This is a genomic window from Fertoeibacter niger, assembly GCF_009380135.2.
Lineage (GTDB): Bacteria > Pseudomonadota > Alphaproteobacteria > Rhodobacterales > Rhodobacteraceae > Fertoeibacter > Fertoeibacter niger.
On sequence record NZ_WHUT02000002.1, the window covers coordinates 291,773 to 308,885 of the forward strand.

Consider the following 17,113-nt stretch of genomic DNA (forward strand, 5'->3'; position numbering starts at 1 on the left):
GGAGACGGCCATGGCACAGAACAGCGACGAGATCGTGCGCAAGCGCAAGGGCAAGGGTGCATCGGTTGTCGTCTGGGTGCTGATGGCCATGCTGGTGCTGGGGCTTGGCGGCTTTGGCGTCACGAATTTCGGCGGCGGGTTGACCTCGATCGGGCAGGTGGGCGACCGCGACATCGACGTGAACACCTATGCCCGCGCGTTGCAGCAGGAAATCGCGGCCTTTGGCGCGCAGATCGGCCAGCCGGTGACGGCCGAGCAGGCGCTGGCGCTGGGGCTTGATTCCCGCGTGCGCCAGCAACTTGTTGCCACCGCAGCACTGGACAACGAGGCTGACCGCGTGGGCCTGTCGGCGGGCGATGCCCGCGTCGCCGAGGAAATCGCGGCGATGCGCCAGTTTCAGGGCACGGCAGGGCAGTTTGATGCCGAAACCTACCGCCTGACGCTGCAACAGAACAACCTGACCCCTGCTGAGTTCGAGCGTGACCTGCGCGCCGATGTGGCCCGGTCGCTGCTGCAAGGCGCTGTGGCGGGCGGATTTGTCGCCCCTGCCCCGCTGACCGACACGCTTTACGCCTATATCGCCGAACGGCGCGGCTTTTCGCTGCTGGCGCTGGCCGAGGCCGATCTGCCCAGCCCGCTGCCCGAACCCACACCGGAAGAGCTGAAGGCGCATTACGACGCGAATATTGCCGCCTTCACCCGGCCCGAGGCGCGGCGCATCACCTATGCGGCCCTGCTGCCCGATACGCTGGCCCCCACCATGGCGGTGGATGAGGCCGCCGTGCGCGCGATCTATGACGACCGTATCGACGAATTCGTGCAGCCGGAACGGCGGCTGGTGGAACGGCTGGTGTTCCCCGACGAGGCTGCGGCCGCCGCCGCCAAGGCCCGCATCGACGCGGGCGAGACGTTTGAGGCTATCGTGGCGGAGCGCGGCCTGTCGCTGCTGGATATCGACATGGGCGACCAGAGCCGCGCCGATCTGGGCGCTGCGGGCGAAGCTGTGTTTGCCCTGACAGAACCCGGCGTGGTGGGCCCGCTGCCATCGGATCTTGGCCCGGCGCTGTTTCGCATGAACGCGATCCTTGCCGCGCAGGAAACCCCGTTCGAGGATGTGCGCGACGATCTGGTGGCCGAGTTTTCGCAGGATGCCGCGCGCCGCGCCATCGGCGACCGGGTGGAAGAGATCGACGACATGCTGGCCAGCGGCACCACGCTGGAGGATCTGGCCGAAACGGCGGGCCTAGAGCTGGGCACGCTCGATTTCACCGCCACATCAGATTCGGGCATGGCCGCCTATCCTGCCTTCCGCGAGGCCGCCGCCGCCGTGGGCGAAGGCGATTTCCCCGAGGTGATCACCCTGAACGACGGCGGCCTTGCCACCATCCGCCTGGATGAAATCGTGCCCCCAACCCCCATCCCGCTGGACGAGGCGACCGAGGACGTGACCGCATCCTGGCGCGCCGAGGCGCTGGCCAAGGCGCTGGCCGACCGTGCCGCCGCCATCAAGGCCGAGGTCGAGGGTGGCGCTTCGCTGGGCGCCTATGGCATTGTGGCGGTGACGCCCGAGATTGCCCGCGACGGATTTGTCGAGGATGCCCCCGCCGATCTGCTGCCCGCCGTGTTCCAGATGGCCGAGGGTGAATTGCGGGTGATCAGCGGGCCGGGCTTTACCGGCCTTGTGCGGCTTGACAGCATCCGCCCCGGCGCTGCCGAGGGCGATGATGCGGCAGCGCTGAAAGGCGCGATTGCCGGTCAGGCCGAACAGGCGCTGGCGCAGGATGCACTGACGCTGTTCACAAATGCGCTGACCGCCGAGGCGGGCATCAGGCTGGACCAGACGGCCATCGACGCCGTGCATGCGCAGTTCAGGTAAGGCGGCACCATGGCCCTGACATCGACTTTCGAAGCCTTCGAGGCGGGCTGGAACGCGGGCCGCAACCAGATCGTGCATGCAAGGCTGGCCGCCGATCTGGATACGCCCGTCAGCCTGATGCTGAAACTGGCCGAGGCGCGCACCGACACGTTCATGCTGGAATCGGTAACGGGCGGCGAGGTGCGGGGCCGCTATTCGGTGGTGGGCATGAAGCCCGACCTGATCTGGCAATGCCACGGCACCGCCAGCCGCATCAACCGGCAGGCCCGGTTTGACCCGGCGGCCTTCGTGCCGCTGGACGGGCATCCGCTGGATACGCTGCGCGCGCTGATCGCCGAAAGCCGCATCGACCTGCCCGCCGATCTGCCGCCCATCGCGGCGGGGCTGTTCGGCTATCTGGGCTATGACATGATCCGGCTGGTGGAAGCCCTGCCCAATGTGAACCCCGACCCGCTGGGCCTGCCCGATGCGGTGCTGATGCGCCCCTCGGTCGTGGCGGTGCTGGACGGGGTGAAGGGCGAGGTGACGATCGTGGCCCCCGCCTGGCAAAGCCCCGGCCTGTCGGCCCGCGCCGCCTATGCCCAGGCCGCCGAGCGGGTGATGGATGCGCTGCGCGATCTTGACCGCGCCCCCCCCGCCCAGCGGGATTTTGGCGAGCCGACGCCGGTGGGCGAGATGCGGTCGAACTTCACGCATGAGGGCTACAAGGCGGCGGTGGAAAAGGCCAAGGATTACATCCGCGCGGGCGACATCTTTCAGGTGGTGCCCAGCCAGCGGTGGGCGCAAAGCTTTGCCCATCCGCCCTTTGCCCTGTATCGCAGCCTGCGCCGCACGAACCCTTCGCCCTTCATGTTCTTCTTCAACTTTGGCGGTTTTCAGGTGGTCGGGGCCAGCCCGGAAATCCTGGTGCGGCTGCGCGATGGCGAAGTGACGGTGCGCCCCATCGCAGGCACCCGCAAGCGCGGTGCCACCCCGGAAGAGGACCGCACGCTGGAGGCCGACCTGCTGGCCGACCCCAAGGAGCGCGCCGAACATCTGATGCTGCTGGATCTGGGCCGCAATGACGTGGGCCGTGTGGCACGGGTGGGCACGGTTCGCCCGACCGAGCAGTTCATCATCGAACGCTATTCCCACGTCATGCATATCGTCAGCAATGTGGTGGGCCAGATCGCCGAAGGCCAGGATGCGCTGTCGGCCCTGCTGGCGGGCCTGCCCGCGGGCACGGTATCGGGCGCGCCAAAGGTGCGCGCGATGCAGATCATTGATGAGCTGGAACCGGAAAAGCGCGGCGTCTATGGTGGCGGTGTCGGCTATTTCGCGGCCAATGGCGAGATGGATTTCTGCATCGCTTTGCGCACCGCCGTGCTGAAGGACGAGGTGCTGTATATCCAGGCCGGGGGTGGCGTGGTCTATGACAGCGACCCCGAGGCGGAATATCAGGAAACGGTGAACAAATCCCGCGCCCTGCGGCGCGCGGCCGAGGATGCGGGCCTGTTCGCCCGGCGTGGCAACGGCTGAACCTGCGGCAGCGGGGGTTTCACACCCCCGCACCCCCGTGGGATACTTGGGCCAGCAAGAAAGCGAGGCAGAGCGGTCGTCCGCTTTGGCAGGTCATTGCACCGCCAGCACGGCCGAGGCGGGGGCCAGTGCCACGGATGACGCCCGCCCCTCGACCGACCATTCCAGCAGGGCGGCCACAGTCTCGGGCCGCGTGGTGCCGATCACGGCAACCCGCCCCTCCTGCGCCGCCTTGAAGGCCGCGCGGTCAAGATAGCGGCGGATGGCCGGGCTGGCTTCGTCTTCGGCATCGAGCGTGCGGAACACGGTAGCCGCAGGCACGCCCTGGCGGCGGGCCACCTGATCGGCGGGGTTCAAACCGCGTTCATAGGTCATCAGGCCCCGGCCCTGCGCCTGCACCAGCGTGGCCACTTCGCCCGCCAGCTGGGCGCTGTCCTGAAACCCGTCGTCGGGCAGGTCGATCACCGCCACCGCCTCGGGCAGGGCCGTGGCATGGGCAGCAAAGGTCACTTCCAGATCGGCGGCGGTGGCCCCTGCGGGAATGCCCGTGGCCAGCATCAGCACCTCTTGCCCCGCCGCGCGGTAGATGGCGGCGGCGGTGCCCGCATCGGGGGCCAGCGGGTCGATCACGAAGCTGACCGGGAACGGCAGGGCGGCCAGTGCCGTGCGGTCTACATCCGGCCCGCCGGTATCGCGCAACAGCAGGGCAAACAGCGGCTTGGCGACCGGATTCTCGAAGGGTCGCGAATACCGCTCGACCGGGGGGCGGGTGTCATCCCCGGGGGCGATGACAGGCGCGGGTGCCACAGCAGCAGACTCACCGATGCGCGGCAGGCGGCCCACGGTGACACCGGATGCATCGCCGTCAAGCCCGGGGATCGGCAATGTGGGATCAAGCGCCAAGGCGGCCAGCCGGGCCTCTTCTGCGGCGCTTAGCGGCGGTGGCGGCGGCAGATCGGCGCCGCCGGGCGCAACCTCGGGGGAGGGTTCGGCGGGGGGGGCCAGGTCGGCTGTGGCTGCGGTGCCGCCGTCAGGCCCCGGCAGGGCGGCGGGCCCGGCGCCAGCCGGGGGTGCGACGGGTGCGGCGGGCGGTTCCAGCGCGGCGGGCGCGGCGGCGCTGGCGGTGTCGGGTTGCGGCGGCGGCGTCGTTGCAGCATCAGCGGCAGGGGCCGCCGGGGAATCGCCCAGGGCCACCGCACCTTCGGCGGCGGGTGGCAGCGGTTGGGGTTCGGGCGCGGAAGGGGCGCTATCGGGCGCGCGCGGTGGCACGGGATCGACCGCCGGCGGAACCGCCTCGGCGGTGGACCCGGACGGTGTCTCTGCGGGCGTGACCGCAGAGGGTTCGCCAACGGCCCCGGCGGCGGGCAGATCTGCAGCCACTGGGGGCTGCGTTGCAGCGGTGTCAGGCGCTGGCGCAGCGTCAGATTGGCTGACAGTGCCACCACCGGCCACTTCCGGCGCGGCAGCGACATCCGGCGTATCGGCAGTCTCGGGCAGCGCCACGCGATCCTTGGCCGCGTCTTCGGGCGCGGCGCTTTGGGCAGGGGCCTGATCCGCACCGCGTTCGGCGGCGGTCCCCGTTTCGGCGGCAGGCTGATCGCCCGCGGCAGGCTCTGCCGCTGCAACGGGCCCTGCGTCAGCGGCACCGGGTTCGGAGGGCAGGGCTGCGCCTGCTTCGGCCTCGGGCGTGGCTGGAAGGGAAGGCGCGGGCACCTCTGGCGCGGGCGGCGTGGCCTGCGGCGGGGTGGCCAGAGGCGGTGTGGCTGCGGGCGGGGTGGCTGCGGGAAGGGTGCCGGGGCCCGGTGGCGCATCCGCGGGCGCAACCTTTTCCTGCGCCGGGATGGCCACGGCCACCGGCCCGCCCTGTCCCGGCGGCACGGCCACCTGCGAGGCCACAACCAGCCCCAGCGCCGCCACGACACTGCCCCAGACCACCCCAGCCACGAATCCCCGGATCACGCGCGTTCCCTTCCTCTGCCCGGCCACGGGGCGCATCCCGGGCTGCCTGCCCGCGAACGAGCGGGTTTCCCTTGACGCCCCCGCGTGGCTCTGCCCATGTATAGCGTGACCGCAAGCGGGGTTCACCCCCAAACCCACCCAAAAGCCATCGGGCCTGCAAGATGTTGCTTCTGATAGATAACTACGACAGCTTCACCTACAATCTCGTGCATTATCTGGGCGAGCTGGGGGCGGATGTGCAGGTCAGGCGCAATGATGCGCTGGATGTGCAGGCGGCCATGGCGCTGAACCCTTCGGCCATCGTGCTGTCACCCGGGCCCTGCGACCCGGCGCAGGCGGGCATCTGCCTTGCGCTCACGGCGGCGGCGGCGGAAACGCGCACGCCCTTGCTGGGTGTATGCCTGGGGCACCAGACCATCGGCCAGGCCTTTGGCGGCAATGTCATGCGCTGCCATGAGATCGTGCATGGCAAGATGGGCGTGATGCACCACGCGGGTCTGGGCATGTTCGCGGGCCTGCCCTCGCCCTTCCTTGCCACCCGCTATCACAGCCTGATCGTCGAACGTGCCAGCCTGCCCGATTGTCTGGAGGTCACGGCCTGGCTGGAGGATGGCACGATCATGGGCCTGCGCCACCGCGAGTTGCCCATCGAAGGCGTGCAGTTCCACCCCGAAAGCATCGCGTCGGAACACGGCCACCGGATGTTGCGGAATTTTCTGGAAACCGCCCGCGTGCCGCTGAAGGCTGTGGCATGAGCGACCGTCTGCGCCCGCTGATCGGGCTGGCCGCCGAACGTCCGCTGACACGGGACGAGGCCGAAGTGGCCTTTACCGCCCTGTTCGAGGGTGAGGCGACACCGGCCCAGATGGGCGGGCTATTGATGGCCTTGCGCACCCGTGGCGAAACGGTCGATGAATATGCCGCCGCCGCCGCCGTGATGCGCGCCAAATGCCACAAGGTGCGTGCCCCCGATGGCGCGATGGACATTGTGGGCACCGGCGGCGACGGCAAGGGCACGCTGAACATTTCCACTGCCACGGCCTTTGTGGTGGCGGGGGCCGGGGTGGTGGTGGCCAAGCATGGCAACCGCAACCTTTCGTCCAAATCGGGTGCCGCCGATGCGCTGACCGAACTGGGCCTGAACGTGATGGTGGGGCCCGATGTGGTGGAACGCTGTCTGGCCGAGGCGGGCATCGGCTTCATGATGGCACCCATGCACCACCCGGCCACGCGGCATGTGATGCCGGTGCGGATGGAACTGGGCACGCGCACCCTGTTCAATATTCTGGGGCCGTTGACCAACCCTGCCGGGGTGAAACGGCAGCTTACGGGTGCGTTTTCGCCCGCGCTGATCCGCCCGATGGCCGAGGTGCTGCTGGCCTTGGGGTCGGAAAAGGCCTGGCTGGTGCATGGCGGCGACGGCACGGATGAATTGTCCATCGCGGCGCCGTCACAGGTGGCGGCGCTGGAAAACGGCGCTGTGCGCGAGTTTACCATTCACCCCGAGGATGCGGGCCTGCCCGTCCACCCGTTTGCCGCCATTCTGGGCGGCACGCCCGCCGAAAACGCCACCGCCTTTCGCGCGCTGCTGGATGGCGCAACCGGCGCCTACCGCGACGCCGTGCTGCTGAACGCCGCAGCAGCACTGATCGTGGCCGACCGCGTGGCCACCTTGCCCGAAGGCGTGGCCATGGCGCGGGCAAGTCTTGACTCCGGGGCCGCGAAAGCCAAAGTCGCGGCGCTTGCCCGGATCACCCAGGGCGGGTGAACACCCCTCAGGAGGCCCCGATGAGCACCATTCTTGACCGCATCAAGGCCTACAAGCTGGAAGATGTCGCCACACGCAAGGCCGCCCGCCCGCTGGCGGCGGTAGAGGATGCCGCACGCGCGGCCCCCGCCCCGCGCGGCTTTGCCAAGGCGCTGGCCGAGGCCGCCACCACCGGCTATGGCCTGATCGCCGAAATCAAGAAAGCCAGCCCTTCCAAGGGCCTGATCCGCGCCGATTTCGATCCGCCCGCGCTGGCACAGGCCTATGAGGCCGGCGGGGCCACCTGCCTGTCGGTGCTGACTGATGGCCCCAGCTTTCAGGGCGATGACCTTTTCCTGACGGCGGCCCATGCGGCGGTGAAACTGCCCTGCCTGCGCAAGGATTTCCTTTATGACCCCTGGCAAGTCGCTGAATCGCGCGCGCTGCATGCCGATTGCATCCTGATCATCCTGGCCTCGGTATCCGACGCGCAGGCGGCAGAGCTGGAGGCGGCGGCAACCCAATGGGGCATGGATTGCCTGATCGAGGTGCATGACAGGGCGGAACTGGAACGCGCGGCCCTGCTGAAATCCAGGATGATCGGCATCAACAACCGCAACCTCAATACATTCGAGGTGACGCTGGACACCACGCGTGATCTGGCCCGCCGTGTGCCCGAAGATAGGTTGATCGTGGCGGAAAGCGGGCTTTACACCCCGGCCGATCTGGCCGATCTGGCGGCCTATGGCGCGCGCTGCTTCCTGATTGGTGAAAGCCTGATGCGGCAGGCCGATGTGACCGCCGCCACCCGCGCCATTCTGGCGGCTCCCTTGACCGCGCAGGGGGGTATTTGATGCCGCTTTCGCATTTCGATGCGCAGGGCCATGCCCATATGGTCGACGTGTCCGACAAGCCCGTGACGGCGCGTGTCGCCGTGGCGCGCGGCGCGGTGAAGATGACGGCGGAAACGCTGGCGCTGATCACCGAAGGCCGGGCAAGGAAGGGCGATGTGCTGGGTGTGGCGCGGCTGGCGGGCATCATGGGAGCCAAGAAAACCGCCGAACTGATTCCGCTGTGCCATCCTCTGCCGATCACCAAGGTCGCGGTGGAACTGACCGCCGATGCCACCTTGCCCGGCATCGTCATCGAGGCCACGGTGAAAACCGGCGGCCAGACCGGGGTAGAGATGGAGGCGCTGACCGCCGTGACCGTGGCCGCCCTGACCATCTATGACATGGTGAAGGCGGTTGAGAAATCTATGGTTATCACCGACATTCGCCTGATCCTGAAAGATGGCGGCAAATCAGGACTTTACGAGGCAAAGCTGTGATTTCGGTCGAAGAGGCGCTGGCCCGGGTGCTGGCCCTCGCCGCCCCGCTGGGGGCGGAGTCCGTGCCACTGGCCCGCGCCGCTGGCCGCGCCATGTGCGCCCCCGCTGTGGCGGGGCGCGACCAGCCGCCGTTTGCCGCCTCGGCGATGGATGGCTATGCCGTGGCGGGCGACGCGCCCGAAGGGGCCAGCTTATCCGTCGTCGGCATGGCGGCGGCGGGCCATGCCTTTGCCGGTGCTGTCGGCCCTGGCCAGGCGGTGCGCATTTTCACCGGCGCGCCCTTGCCCGCTGGCGCAAACCGCGTGGTTATTCAAGAGGATGTGCTGGCGGCGGGCGACCGGATCACCATCCGCGCCAATGCCGATACCGGCACCAACATCCGCCCGCAGGGGCAGGATTTCCGCGCCGGGGCCAGCCTGTCGCCCCGCCGCCTGCGCCCCAATGATCTGGCGCTGCTGGCCGCGATGAACGTGGCAGCCGTGCCCGTCACCCGCCGCCCGGTCGTGGCCTTGATCGCGACGGGCGATGAACTGGTGATGCCCGGCGAAGACCCCCGGCCCGACCAGATCATCGCCTCCAACACCTTCGCGCTGAAGGCGCTGGCCGAGGCCGAGGGCGCCGAAGCCCGCCTTCTGCCCATCGCCCGCGACACCGGGGCAGAGCTGGAGGCGGTGCTGACCCTGGCACTGGACGCAGACCTGATCGTGACCATCGGCGGGGCGTCGGTCGGCGACCATGATCTTGTGGAGCGCGTGGCCGGGAAGATGGGGCTGGAACGCGCCTTCTACAAGATCGCCATGCGGCCCGGAAAACCCTTGATGGCCGGGCGGTTGCGCGGCGTGCCGATGCTGGGGCTGCCGGGCAATCCGGTATCCTCAATCGTCTGCGCGCATCTGTTCCTGCTGCCAATGATCCGCGCGATGCTGGGGCTGGCGGGCCCTGCCCCCGTGCCGCGCCGAGCGACTCTCGCCTGCGATGTGCCCGCCAACGGCCCCCGCACCCATTACATGCGCGCCCGTCTGGCCCCCGGCGATGGCCTGCCCGGCATCACACCGTTTGACCGGCAGGATTCGGCGCTGCTTTCGATCCTGACCGAGGCTGACGCGCTGCTGATCCGCCCCCTGGGCGACGGGCCGCGCCCCGCCGGGCATGTGGTGGACTATCTGCCGCTTTGACACAGGCACTTGACACAAATCGGGAACGCGGGCAGAACAAGGGGGGAACTGATGCCCCACCCGCCCGGAGGATGGCCGATGCTGACGCGCAAACAAATGGAACTTCTTGATTTCATCAAGACACGGATGGACCGCGACGGTGTGCCACCCTCGTTTGACGAGATGAAGGAAGCCCTTGATCTGCGGTCGAAATCCGGCATTCACCGGCTGATCACGGCGCTGGAGGAGCGGGGCTTCATCCGCCGTCTGGCCCACCGCGCCCGCGCCATCGAGATCATGAAACTGCCCGAGGCGATGGAAAAACCCGGCTTTTCGCCCCGCGTGATCGCGGGCGACCGGGTTGATCCGCCGCGCGGCGCGATCCCGCTGGAGGCGGTCTATGCGCTGGAACTGCCGGTGATGGGCCGCATCGCCGCCGGTGTGCCGATCGAGGCGATTTCCGAGGTTTCGCATCACATCGCCGTGCCGGGGGCGATGCTGTCGGGCAAGGGCCAGCATTACGCGCTGGAGGTAAAGGGCGATTCGATGATCGAAGCCGGGATCAACGATGGCGACATCGTGGTGATCCGCGAACAGACCACCGCCGAGAATGGTGATATCGTCGTGGCGCTGGTCGAGGATACCGAGGCCACGCTGAAACGCTTCCGCCGCCGTGGCGGCATGATCGCGCTTGAGGCGGCGAACCCCGCCTACGAGACGCGCATGCTGGCGGATCATCAGGTCAAGGTGCAGGGCCGCCTGGTCGGGCTGATCCGCAGCTATTGAACGGGCGACTGGCCTGCACCCACGCATCCAAGGGCCTTTCCATGCCGTTGCAGAGCCGGTCCAGGCGCGCTGCCCCCCGGTTTTCCTGGTGGCCCGGGTATCTGCCATCCCGGCCATCTTGGCGCGTGCCTGGGGCAAAGACCGGCGCGGGCAGTCATTCCGCGCGGGCCAGGCGTTGCGGTCTGGCTTTTGCCTGAGTCTGGGGCGACCACAATCGCGTGCCCTGACGCGCGGCCTCCATGCGCAGCGTGCCATCCTTTTCCGGCCACAGTGCCATCCCGCCTGTGCGGGCCAGCAGGGTCTGGTCGATCAGGCGGCACCCTTCGGGCACGGTTTCGGCTTCGGCAGCCAGGATGACCAAGCCCGCCGTGGCGCAGGCCCCGGCCAGTGCCTTCGGGGCGGATTTGCCCTTCAGATGCACCGCCTCAACCCCGCCGATGCGGAAGGCGCGTGCGCCCTGTGGCCCGGAAAATCCAGGCCGGGCCGCCGCCGCCGCAGGCTCTGCCAGGTCGCCGTCATTCTCCAACCAGCTTTGCGCGGCAAATCCTGCCCCGCGCGGCGATGCCAGGGCCCGCCCTTCGGCCCCCAACAGCCCTACCTGGGCACCGTCAGCACTGATCAGTACCGGCGCACGTTCGGTCTGCACCCAAAGCAGCAAGGCCAGGGCAACCGGCGCCAGCCCGGGCAGGCGTAGCCATCTGCGCCAGACAACGGCCCACAGCACACCCAATGTCATCAGCGGCAACACCCACGGCCCCGGCATGGGAATGCCCGTCACAGCCCCATCCCACCCGGCAACCCACGCAGCCACCAGCAAAATCCAGCGCGATCCCAGATCCATCAGCCATAGGCCCGGCGCAGCCAGCCCAAGGGGGGCAAGCAAGGCCGCCACGACAGCCCCGGGCATGATGCACAGGCCCATCGCGGGCACTGTCAACAGATTGGCCAGCAGGCCGTAGTCGGTGAAACGGTTGAAATGCGCGGCGGCAAAGGGCGCCGTGGCCGCCCCCGCCAGCACCGACGACAGGACCAGCGTGAACAGGGGCATCGTCCAGCGCGGCAGCTTTTCCCGCAGAACCTGCCCCTCCAGCGCGCCAAAACCGGCGATAAGCACCACCGTGGCCGCAAACGACATCTGAAACCCCGCATTCAGCAGGCTTTCGGGTTTCCAGATCAGCAGCACGCAAGCCGAAAGCGCCACACTGCGCAGGCTCAGCGCGCGGCGGTCCAGCAGCACCGCGCCCAGCATGACGGCGGCCATCAGGAAGGCGCGTTCGGTCGCCAGATTGCCACCCGACAGCAGCAGGTAGAACCCGGCCACCGCCAGCGCGACCAGTGCCGCCAGCTTCTTCGCATTCACCCGCAGCGCCACCGCAGGCACCAGCGCGACCCCATAACGCAGGGCGGCAAAGACAAATCCGGTCAGGAAAGCGAGGTTCATGCCGGAAATCGCCAGCAGATGCGCAAGGTTGCTGTCGCGCAGGTCGGCCACGGTCGCCTCGGTGATGCCGGAACGGTCGCCAGTCACGGCCCCGGCGGCAAAGGCCCCGGCCTGTCCGTCGATCCGCGCGGTGATTGCGGCAGACAGATGGGCGCGCAGACGGTTGATCGCCTGCTGCCCCGGCTCCGGCGGGCCGAGGATCAGCACCGGCGTGCGGGTATAGCCCACCGCCCCAAGCCGCTCGAAATAGGCGATGCGCTGGAAGTCGAGACCGCGAGGCTCGGACGGGGCCTGCGGCGGGGCCAGATGGCCGGTCAGAATCACCGTCGGGCCGGGTTCGGGCACGAATTCCGGTGGGCCATGCAGCGACAGGCGCACCGTGGCGGGCGTGCGGTCGGGTGGCAGGCGTTCCAGCACCACCCGGTCAAGCGTGATGCGGATATGGTCCGAGGACGAGCGGTCAACCTCGATGATCCGGCCTTCCACCGGGCCGTAGTAGCGAAACGCCAGCACCGGGGCGGCTTGCAGATGGCCCCGCGCCCCGGCGGCCAACAGGCCAAAGGCCATGCAGGCCAAGGCGATGGCCAGCGGATGCCAACCCTCGGGCCCCCACAGGCGCAAGGCGACCATGGCCAGAAACACTGCCAGTGCGACAGCATAGAAGGCCGCCCCCGGCTCGTCCCGCAGCCCGAACCACAGGCCAATGCCCAGCGCCAGAAAGACCGGCACCCAGGGAAAAAGCATGCCCCGCGCCTCGGCCAGCGCCTGCAACGGGTGCGCCCAGCCCGTTACCCCGGCCCGCATCTTGTTTCCCGCCCCGCGATTGCCTAGACACAGGCCGAGCCTAGCGCCGGATGGTTGCCGAAAGGTTAAGCAGACCGGCCCGCCTGAAAGGTAATGCCATGTCCCGCCCCGTTGTCACCCGCTTTGCCCCCTCGCCCACCGGCTATCTGCATATCGGCGGCGCGCGCACGGCGCTGTTCAACTGGCTTTACGCGCGGGGCCGGGGCGGCAAATTCCTGCTGCGGATCGAGGATACCGACCGCGAGCGTTCCACGCCCGAGGCGACGGCGGCGATCCTGCAAGGGCTGGCCTGGCTGGGGCTGGACTGGGACGGCGAGGTGGTCAGCCAGTTCGACCGCAAGGACCGGCATGCCGAGGTGGCGCATGAAATGCTGGCGCGCGGCACGGCCTATAAATGCTTCGCGACGGCAGCCGAGATCGCGGCCTTCCGCGAGGCCGAAAGCGCAAAGGGCGTGTCCTATCCCGTGTTCCTCAGCCCCTGGCGCGACGCCGATCCGGCGACGCATCCCGACGCGCCCTTTGCAATCCGCATGAAGGCCCCGCGGAGCGGCGATACGGTGATCGACGACCAGGTGCAGGGCCACGTCACGATCCAGAACGCGACGCTAGATGACATGATCGTGCTGCGGTCCGACGGCGTGCCCACCTATATGCTGGCCGTGGTGGTGGATGATCACGACATGGGCGTGACCCATGTGATCCGGGGCGACGACCATCTGAACAACGCGGCGCGGCAGGCGATGGTTTATGATGCGATGGGCTGGGACATTCCGGTCTGGGCGCATATCCCGCTGATTTTCGGGCCGGACGGCAAGAAGCTGTCGAAACGCCACGGCGCGGTGGGTGTGCATGAGTATCAGGCGATGGGCTATCCGGCGGCGGGCATGCGCAATTATCTGACACGGCTGGGTTGGGCGCATGGCGATGCCGAGTTCTTTACCGATCAGCAAGCAAGGGCGTGGTTTGATCTGGCGGGAATCGGCCGCGCCCCTGCGCGACTCGATTTCAAGAAACTGGAGAATATCTGCGGCCAGCATATCGCCGCAGCCGATGATGCTGCGCTGCTGCATGAAATTGTGGCGTATCGGGCTGCGGCGGGGTTGGAAGCCTTGACCGGGGGGCAGGAAAACGGACTGTTGCGGGCAATGTATTGCCTGAAAGACCGCGCAAAGACCTTGCCGGAGCTGCTTGAAAAGGCTGAATTTGTTCTGGCATCGCGGCCGATTTCCCGGGACGAGGCGGCACAGAAGGCCCTTGATCCGGTATCCCGTGGTATACTGCACGAATTGACGCCGCGACTGCAAAATGTTAGCTGGTCGAAGGAAAATCTGGAGTCTATCCTGACCGGAACGGCCACGGCCCATGGCCTGAACTTCGGCAAGATGGCAGCGCCCCTGCGTTCTGCGCTGGCCGGGCGGATGGTGACGCCGAGCGTTTACGACATGATGCTTGTCATCGGTCAGATTGAGACGATTGCGCGGCTGGAGGATGCTGCGGCCTGAAACGCCGCCTTGTCCTTCCTCGCGGGCCCCATCCGGGGCGCTGAAGCTTTGGCCTGCACCGGCCGCCACAGGAGAGGGATGAGAATGACCAAAACCGCGACCCTGACCTTCGATGACAAGGTGATCGAACTGCCCGTCCATTCCCCCACCCTTGGGCCGGATGTGCTGGATATCCGCAAGCTCTATGCGCAGGGCGATGTGTTCACCTACGACCCCGGCTTCACCTCGACCGCCGCCTGCGAAAGCGCCATCACCTATATCGACGGCGATGTGGGCGAATTGCTGCACCGGGGTTATCCGATCGAGCAACTGGCCGAGCATTCGCATTTCCTTGAGGTCTGCTATCTGCTGCTTTACGGCGAACTGCCCAGTGCCGAGAAGCTGGCGCATTTCGAGCGCACCGTCACCCGGCATACGATGGTGCATGAACAGATGCACAACTTCTTCCGCGGGTTCCGGCGCGATGCGCATCCGATGGCCACGATGGTGGGTGTGGTTGGCGCGATGTCGGCCTTCTACCATGACAGCACCGACATCAATGATCCCTGGCAGCGCGAGGTTGCGGCCTTCCGCCTGATCGCCAAGCTGCCGACCATTGCCGCGATGGCTTATAAATATTCGGTGGGCCAGCCCTTCGTCTACCCGAAGAACTCGTTGGATTATGCGGGCAATTTCCTGCACATGTGTTTTTCGGTGCCTGCCGAGGAATATGTGGTGAACCCGGTTCTGGCCAAGGCGATGGACCGGATCATGATGCTGCATGCCGACCACGAGCAGAACGCATCGACCAGCACCGTGCGGCTGGCAGGTTCGTCGGGGGCCAACCCCTTTGCCTGCATTGCCGCCGGTATTGCCTGCCTCTGGGGTCCGGCGCATGGCGGGGCCAATCAGGCCTGTCTGGAAATGCTGCGCGAAATCGGCACGGTTGACCGTATTCCCGAATACATCCGCCGCGCCAAGGACAAGGATGACAGCTTCCGTCTGATGGGCTTTGGCCACCGGGTCTACAAGAACTTCGACCCCCGCGCCAAGGTGATGAAGGAAAGCGCCGACGAGGTGCTGGAACTTCTGGGCGTGCACAACAACCCGACGCTGCAAGTGGCCAAGGAGTTGGAGCGGATCGCGCTGGAAGACGAGTATTTCGTCTCGAAAAAGCTGTATCCGAACGTCGATTTCTATTCGGGCATCATTCTGGATGCCATCGGTTTCCCCACCGCCATGTTCACGCCGATCTTTGCTCTCAGCCGCACGGTGGGCTGGATCAGCCAGTGGAAGGAAATGATCGCCGACCCGACGCAGAAGATCGGCCGCCCGCGCCAGCTTTACACCGGTGCCGCAAAGCGCGACTATCTGGCTGTGGAAAAGCGCTGATTTCAGCGAGGTTTACGAAGAACGGCGGCTCCGCGGGGCCGCCGTTCTGCTTTGGACGGTTGATCGCTTCGATCCGGTCGCGCATCGCCATGGGAACAGCGAAGCAAGCCGTCAGGCTTGATGAGCGGGGCCCACTACACCATCCAGCGTGCCGACAACGCCATAAACCTCGGGCCGCCGGTCGCGGAACAGGCCCCAGGTGGCGCGCAGGCTGGCTATTGCATCCAGATCCAGCGTGGCGACCAGCACTTCCTCGGCATCGCGGCTGGCCTTGGCCAGCAACTGCCCGGTATGGTCGGCAATGAAGGACGACCCGTAGAACGTCACCTCGGTGCCTTCGGGGGCCTTTTCGGTGCCGATGCGGTTGGCGGCGATCACCGGCAGGATATTGGCCGCCGCATGGCCGCGCATCGCCATTTCCCAATGCGGCTGGCTGTCATAGCCGGGGCTTGGCGGTTCCGACCCGATGGCGGTGGGATACAGGATCATCTCGGCCCCCAGCAGCGCCATGACGCGGGCCGCTTCGGGAAACCACTGGTCCCAGCAGATGCCGACGCCGATCCTGCCAAAGCGCGTGTCCCAGACCCGGAACCCGGTATCGCCGGGCGAGAAATAGTATTTCTCCTCATACCCCGGGCCCTGCGGGATATGGGTCTTGCGGTAAATCCCCAGCACTGCGCCATCGGCGTCGATCATCGCCATGGAATTGAAATGCGCCTGCCCGGCACGTTCAAAGAACGACAGCGGCAGCACCACGCCCAGTTCCTTTGCCAATGCCGCAAAGCGCGCGATCAGCGGGTGGCCCGCCAGCGGCTGCGCCAGCCCGAAATATTCCGGGCGCTGGGTGATGCAGAAATAGGGGGTGGCGAACAGTTCCTGTATCAGGATCACCTGCGCGCCCTGTGCTGCGGCCTGGCGCACCAGCGCCTCGGCCCAGTCGGCATTGGCGGCCAGATCCCATGAACAGGCAAATTGCGTGGCGGCGACGGTGACGTTGCGCATCGAATCCTCCGTTGCGGTCGGGCAGAGCTTGCCCTTTGGTCACGCATCCGGGCAAGCCCCCTCGACACCGCGCCCGCCGATTGGCAGAACGGGCGGGCCGCCGGAGGATCAGATGCCACGCCACGCCCAAAGCCCTGCCGACCTGCCCGATCAGGCCACCGTGCTGTCAATGCCGGGGCTGGACTACATGCGCGCCATGCTGGAGGGCAGATTGCCCGAACATACCATCGGCGCGGTGATGAATTTCCACCTTGATCTGGTGGCGCCCGGCCATGTGCGGTTTCGTGGCACGCCATTGTTTCAACACACCAACCCTTTCGGCGCGCTGCATGGCGGCTGGTATGGCACGCTGCTGGATTCGGCGCTGGCCGGGGCGGTGATGACGATGGTGCCACAGGGGCGCTGGTATACCACGCTGGAATACAAGGTGAACATCACCCGGGCGCTGGCCATCGGGGTCGAGGTGGTGGCCGAGGCCCATACCGCGCATTGCGGGCGCAGCACCGGCGTATCCACCGCCGAGCTGCGCGGCGTGGCGGACGGGCGGCTCTATGCCACGGGATCGACGACCTGCATCATATTGGAGTGACATGGCAAGTGGCCGACGGCAGAGGCCTGCGGCG

14 protein-coding genes are annotated in these 17,113 nt (G+C 67.3%); 11 read left to right on the forward strand and 3 right to left on the reverse strand.

From position 1 onward, the window contains the following. The first annotated feature begins 10 nt into the window (after positions 1–10). Both GEU84_RS04935 and trpE read left to right on the forward strand, forming a co-directional pair. Entirely contained in the window at positions 11–1,876 is a 1,866-nt protein-coding gene (locus GEU84_RS04935; RefSeq protein WP_152824232.1) for a peptidylprolyl isomerase, read from the forward strand. A gap of 9 nt (positions 1,877–1,885) precedes the next feature. Then, a complete protein-coding gene (gene trpE, locus GEU84_RS04940) occupies positions 1,886–3,394 on the forward strand; it encodes an anthranilate synthase component I (RefSeq protein ID WP_152824231.1) in 1,509 nt (502 codons plus the stop codon). A gap of 93 nt (positions 3,395–3,487) precedes the next feature. Here the strand turns inward: trpE and GEU84_RS04945 are convergent, their stop codons facing one another. Then, positions 3,488–5,353: a divergent polysaccharide deacetylase family protein gene (locus GEU84_RS04945; RefSeq protein ID WP_174539323.1), complete on the reverse strand. Its 1,866-nt coding sequence runs from the start codon at positions 5,351–5,353 to the stop codon at positions 3,488–3,490. A 161-nt stretch (positions 5,354–5,514) separates the two neighbouring features. Between GEU84_RS04945 and GEU84_RS04950 the strand changes: the two genes are divergently transcribed. From GEU84_RS04950 to lexA, 6 genes are all read left to right on the forward strand, one after another. Next, positions 5,515–6,108, forward strand: coding sequence for an anthranilate synthase component II (locus GEU84_RS04950; RefSeq protein ID WP_152824228.1), 594 nt, complete (start codon positions 5,515–5,517; stop codon positions 6,106–6,108). Beyond that, on the forward strand, positions 6,105–7,121 hold the full coding sequence (gene trpD / locus GEU84_RS04955) for an anthranilate phosphoribosyltransferase (RefSeq protein WP_152824227.1): 1,017 nt from the start codon (positions 6,105–6,107) through the stop codon (positions 7,119–7,121). Before GEU84_RS04950 ends, trpD begins: the two co-directional genes overlap by 4 nt. A gap of 20 nt (positions 7,122–7,141) precedes the next feature. Next, positions 7,142–7,954: an indole-3-glycerol phosphate synthase TrpC gene (trpC, locus tag GEU84_RS04960; protein ID WP_152824226.1), complete on the forward strand. Its 813-nt coding sequence runs from the start codon at positions 7,142–7,144 to the stop codon at positions 7,952–7,954. Further along, positions 7,951–8,430, forward strand: coding sequence for a cyclic pyranopterin monophosphate synthase MoaC (gene moaC / locus GEU84_RS04965; RefSeq protein WP_152824225.1), 480 nt, complete (start codon positions 7,951–7,953; stop codon positions 8,428–8,430). The genes trpC and moaC overlap by 4 nt, the downstream gene beginning before the upstream one ends. Further along, positions 8,427–9,605: a molybdopterin-binding protein gene (locus tag GEU84_RS04970; protein WP_174539324.1), complete on the forward strand. Its 1,179-nt coding sequence runs from the start codon at positions 8,427–8,429 to the stop codon at positions 9,603–9,605. The genes moaC and GEU84_RS04970 overlap by 4 nt, the downstream gene beginning before the upstream one ends. A gap of 78 nt (positions 9,606–9,683) precedes the next feature. Further along, the gene (gene lexA, locus GEU84_RS04975) at positions 9,684–10,370 is read left to right on the forward strand and encodes a transcriptional repressor LexA (protein WP_152824224.1); all 687 of its coding nucleotides are present in this window, start codon (positions 9,684–9,686) and stop codon (positions 10,368–10,370) included. A 154-nt stretch (positions 10,371–10,524) separates the two neighbouring features. Here lexA and GEU84_RS04980 read toward each other — a convergent pair whose 3' ends face one another. Beyond that, a complete protein-coding gene (locus GEU84_RS04980) occupies positions 10,525–12,615 on the reverse strand; it encodes a ComEC/Rec2 family competence protein (RefSeq protein WP_152824223.1) in 2,091 nt (696 codons plus the stop codon). A gap of 98 nt (positions 12,616–12,713) precedes the next feature. Between GEU84_RS04980 and gltX the strand changes: the two genes are divergently transcribed. Then, positions 12,714–14,117 carry a glutamate--tRNA ligase gene (gene gltX, locus GEU84_RS04985; protein ID WP_152824222.1) on the forward strand — a complete coding sequence of 468 codons (1,404 nt, stop codon included), beginning with the start codon at positions 12,714–12,716 and terminating at the stop codon, positions 14,115–14,117. An 84-nt stretch (positions 14,118–14,201) separates the two neighbouring features. After that, positions 14,202–15,488, forward strand: coding sequence for a citrate synthase (gltA, locus tag GEU84_RS04990; protein ID WP_152824221.1), 1,287 nt, complete (start codon positions 14,202–14,204; stop codon positions 15,486–15,488). Positions 15,489–15,599: 111 nt separating this feature from the next. Here gltA and aguB read toward each other — a convergent pair whose 3' ends face one another. After that, positions 15,600–16,490, reverse strand: a complete 891-nt coding sequence (gene aguB, locus GEU84_RS04995) for an N-carbamoylputrescine amidase (RefSeq protein WP_152824220.1) — start codon at positions 16,488–16,490, stop codon at positions 15,600–15,602. 112 nt (positions 16,491–16,602) lie between these two features. On the opposite strand from aguB, the gene GEU84_RS05000 reads away from it, so the two are divergent. After that, on the forward strand, positions 16,603–17,079 hold the full coding sequence (locus tag GEU84_RS05000; protein ID WP_152824219.1) for a PaaI family thioesterase: 477 nt from the start codon (positions 16,603–16,605) through the stop codon (positions 17,077–17,079). The last annotated feature ends 34 nt before the right edge of the window (positions 17,080–17,113 follow it).